General features: G+C 36.5%; 6 protein-coding genes. 5 read left to right on the top strand and 1 reads right to left on the bottom strand.

Translation table 11 applies throughout. The features are described 5' to 3' along the window. The 3 genes from ON09_RS26380 to ON09_RS22955 form a co-directional block, all read left to right on the top strand. Window positions 1–234 (top strand): hypothetical protein (locus ON09_RS26380; protein ID WP_010603417.1); only part of this gene is annotated, 234 nt, incomplete at its 5' end. Window positions 235–285: 51 nt separating this feature from the next. Beyond that, window positions 286–1,698: a 23S rRNA (uracil(1939)-C(5))-methyltransferase RlmD gene (gene rlmD, locus ON09_RS22960; protein WP_010603416.1), complete on the top strand. Its 1,413-nt coding sequence runs from the start codon at window positions 286–288 to the stop codon at window positions 1,696–1,698. A gap of 51 nt (window positions 1,699–1,749) precedes the next feature. Continuing rightward, a complete protein-coding gene (locus ON09_RS22955) occupies window positions 1,750–2,160 on the top strand; it encodes a hypothetical protein (protein ID WP_010603415.1) in 411 nt (136 codons plus the stop codon). Between the two features lie 96 nt (window positions 2,161–2,256). Here ON09_RS22955 and ON09_RS22950 read toward each other — a convergent pair whose 3' ends face one another. After that, window positions 2,257–2,961 (bottom strand): head GIN domain-containing protein, encoded by a 705-nt coding sequence (locus ON09_RS22950; RefSeq protein ID WP_010603414.1) that lies wholly within the window; start codon window positions 2,959–2,961, stop codon window positions 2,257–2,259. Window positions 2,962–3,090: 129 nt separating this feature from the next. Here ON09_RS22950 and ON09_RS22945 point away from each other — a divergent pair, with 129 nt between their 5' ends. Both ON09_RS22945 and ON09_RS22940 read left to right on the top strand, forming a co-directional pair. Then, the gene (locus tag ON09_RS22945) at window positions 3,091–3,597 is read left to right on the top strand and encodes a phosphoribosyltransferase family protein (protein WP_029204585.1); all 507 of its coding nucleotides are present in this window, start codon (window positions 3,091–3,093) and stop codon (window positions 3,595–3,597) included. 53 nt (window positions 3,598–3,650) lie between these two features. Continuing rightward, the coding region (locus ON09_RS22940; RefSeq protein WP_238533790.1) for a 1-acyl-sn-glycerol-3-phosphate acyltransferase at window positions 3,651–4,165 on the top strand (515 nt) is incomplete at its 3' end.

Here is a 4,165-nt window from a genome sequence, read left to right as displayed (position 1 = left end):
ATGAGCAAAGAAATATTAGAGTTTTCTGTACAAGTAGATGAGAAATTTGACCTAAAATTTAATTGGTTAGATGGCTTTTGGGGAGCCGCATTTAAATTTTTTGTCAAAATAATTTTTCAAAATCAATTTTGTGCTGTCAGTTGGCTTACTGATCATAAATTTTTGCGCCTAATATTTTTCAAATTTTTCCCCAATGAAGTTTCTTTAAATCCTGATTATTTGTATTCATTCTGACATTAGCTTTCCACTTTAGTCTTTCAGCTTTTACCCTTATCTTTGCAAATAATGAGTAGAAGAAAACCAGGTACGGTAACCATAGTTCCAAACGTACACATCATTGATATCGCTGAAGAGGGTAAAGGAGTTGGCAAGGCTGATGAGTTAGTAATATTTGTCGACAAGGCTGTGCCCGGAGACGTAGTTGATGTTCGCTTAACAAAAAAGAAAAAGAATTTTGCAGAAGCTATTATTGATCAACTGCATGAAAAATCTGCTTTGCGTACGGATCCGTTTTGCGCTCACTTTGGAACCTGTGGAGGTTGCAAATGGCAGCACATGGGTTATGACTCACAACTAAAATTTAAGCAAAAAAACGTGGAAGCAGCTTTACAGCGCCTTGGCAAAGTAGATACTTCCAACGCTGAGCCTATTTTGGGTTCTGCAAAAAATAAATATTATCGCAATAAACTGGAATTTACATTTTCTAATAAACGCTGGTTAGAAAAAACTGATGTAGAACGCGATGAAGATTTTGATATGAATGCGTTGGGATTTCATGTTCCCTTGCGTTTTGATAAGATTCTGGATATTGAGCATTGCTATTTGCAGGATGAACCATCCAACTCCATCAGGAACGCCGTTCGGAAATATGCTCTTGACAATGAGTTGTCATTTTATGATTTACGTAATCATGAAGGGGTGTTGCGTAATTTGATTATTCGAACTTCCAGCACAGGTGAGGTAATGGTTGCGGTTGTATTTGCCTATCCAGATCAAAATCAGGTAGAAGGATTGATGAACTTCCTGAAAGCTGAATTTCCGAAAATTACTTCGTTGCTATATATCATCAACCAAAAAAAGAATGATACGATATTTGATCAGGAAGTGAATGTTTTTGCTGGTCGCGATCATATTTTTGAGGAAATGGATGGCATCAGATTTAAAATTGGCGTGAAATCTTTCTACCAAACCAACTCTGAACAAGCTTTTGAATTGTATAAGATTACCCGAGATTTTGCAGGGTTTAAGGGCGATGAACTTGTTTATGACCTGTACACAGGGGCAGGAACCATCGCTAATTTTGTAGCCAAAAATGTTAAACAGGTAGTTGGGGTAGAGTATGTTCCAACAGCTATAGAAGATGCGAAATTCAATTCTCAGTTAAATGGCATAGATAATACCATTTTTTATGCTGGTGATATGAAAGATATTCTGACGGCAGAGTTTATTTTGGCTCATGGCAAGCCTGATGTAGTGATTACCGATCCACCAAGAGCGGGAATGCATGCAGATGTTGTGCAGCGTTTGCTTGAAATGGAATCGGACAAAATTGTATATGTAAGCTGTAATGCGGCTACCCAGGCCAGAGACTTAGAAATGTTAAGCGCCAAATATGAAGTTGCCCGTATTAAGCCGGTAGATATGTTTCCACATACGCAACACGTAGAAAACGTAGTTTTATTGAAGTTTAAAGGATAAAATTGCTTTGAACATTCATTCAATCAATCATTCAAAATTCAATTAATATAAATGGATAGAGAAGAATTATTAGGTGCAACGCCGGAAGATAGCGGAGCACCGCAAAAGAAGCAGGAAAGTCCGTTGGTAAGTTTAGAAAAAGACCTGGAATTTTATGCCGACGCAATTAAAGAGGTTGCCATTGAAATTATGGTTGAGGGAATATCTGCTCATCCTATTTTTATTGCGCATCAGCATACCGTAAATATTGGTGAACTCATTTTGAATAAAGAAGAGCTAAATACCGATTGGACGATTCAGGCCTCGACTTTGGAAGAGTTTGTTGAAAAAGGAATTATCAATAAGGAGAAGAAAGAATCATTTTTAAAGGTTTACAAAAAACCTGAAGATTTTATGTGTGTATTTGTAATTGTTCCTGAGGGTGCAAATTTCATTTATTACCCGTACAAAGGTAAAAAGTAAACGCGGAAAGATTGGTAAATCCGTATCTAACGTTATAAAAAAAGCTGCTTTGCATCCACAAAGCAGCTGATTTATCATTAACTAAACTAAATTCTTTTAATTCACGTGGTGAACATCACCACTTTTTGAGCTAGATGTTTTCTTAAGGGAAGCATTTCCTTTATAACTCACATCTCCGCCACCACTGGCAGCAGCCTCCAGGCCTTTATTAACAAAGATGCCCACATCCGATCCGCCTGAAGCTTGTACTTTGGCATAATTGGTTATAAATTCATAAGCATCAATATCACTGCCACCGCTCGATTGAATCGTCATGTTTTCTGCTTTTCCTTTTAAGCCAATATCGCTACCACCGCTCGATTGAATAGTGATATCATTGCAAACCACATTCAGCTTTAAATCGGATCCTCCAGAAGAACGGATGGCCAGTTTATCAGTTTTTAACTGATTTTGAGTGAATACATCAGAACCTCCAGAAGCAGCTAATGCCGTTAGTGTTTTATAATTCACATATGCTTTAATGGTGCGGTTTTTAAAAAGGCCACTCCAGTTAATACCATCTCTAAATTTAATATTAATGTTGCTGCCGTTTTGCTCAACAACAATATCTTCAAGCGTTTTTTCATCCGATTTGATGGTTACTGCTTCACTTCCTCCTTGAGTTAAATACAAGTCTATACCGCTGCTTACCCCAATGCTATTAAAATTTTTGACTGGGTAATTTTTCGATTCCTGAGCTTTCGCCATGTAACTGCTCCCAATAATAAGTAAGAGGGCAGTCGATCTAATGAATAATTTCATGGTTTTTGTTTTTGGTTATTCATTAGACGCTGCTCAGGTCAAAACGTTGCAAGCAATCGAAATTATTTTTCAAATAGTTTGAATTTCATGCTTAAAATCGTTCTTTTTGTATTCAACCTATTTGATACAATGGCATCGCAACTTTTAATTCTCAATAAGAAACAAATTCAGCAAAAGATAGATCGCATCGCTTACCAAATTTTAGAAGATAATTTGAACGAAAAGGAAATCGTGCTTGCCGGAATCTGGGATCGTGGATATAAGCTTGCCATTCGCTTAGAAAGAGTTTTAAAAAAAATATCGGGTTTTAAGCTTACGCTTTTGCGTATCGATCTTCAGAAGGAAAGCAGTAAACTGGTTGCCAAAACAGATTTGGATGAAAGCCACTGGAGAAATAAGGTGATCATTATTATTGATGATGTGCTAAATAGCGGTAAAACGCTTGCTTACGGCTTGGGTGTGTTTTTGAATACCCCGCACAAGAAAATCCGCACTGTGGTTTTGGTAGATAGAAGCCATAAAATTTTTCCTATCGCTACAGATTTTGTTGGACTGGAGTTAGCTACGATTTTGAAAGAACATGTAGATGTAGTGATGGATGTGGATGGCGAAGAAGACCGCGTTTATCTGAGTTAATTTTCATTGCCGACGCTATTAACGTAAATACACTTGCAATTAACCCCGATTTTTTGCAACTTTCATGCATGTATCATCCCCAAAAGAATTCTCTTATTTTTAACTTTTTCTCTTGGTACATTCAATTTATCATTAAGAAAGATTTTTCAGCTTTTAATTACGACCGGACTGATATTAAGGCAGATTCTTCAATATTATTATTAAGCAATCATTTTAGCTGGTGGGATGGTTTCTTCATCTTTTATCTAAACAAAAAGATTTTTAAGAAAAAATTTCATGTTCTTGTAAATTCAGATAATTACAACAAAGTTGGTTTTCTAAAATACCTTGGCGCATTTGCGGCAGAAAACAGAGGAAAGGATGTTTTGGAAACGCTAAGCTATGCCGGCAAACTTTTGGATAATCCTGAAAACCTTGTTTTAATTTTTCCACAGGGTAAGTTGCACTCCAATCATGAAAAAAATATCGATTTCAAAAAGGGGGTAATGCAAGTAATCAATTCCAGTAAAAAAAAGGTTAGCATAATATTCTCAGCCACTTTTATCGATTACTTCTCCAAAAGAAAACC

Origin of the sequence: Pedobacter agri PB92 (assembly GCF_000258495.1) — a bacterium.
In the GTDB taxonomy this organism is placed as follows: domain Bacteria; phylum Bacteroidota; class Bacteroidia; order Sphingobacteriales; family Sphingobacteriaceae; genus Pedobacter; species Pedobacter agri.
The sequence above is the reverse complement of the archived record's forward strand: the minus strand, read 5'-3'. Positions and strand labels throughout refer to the sequence as shown.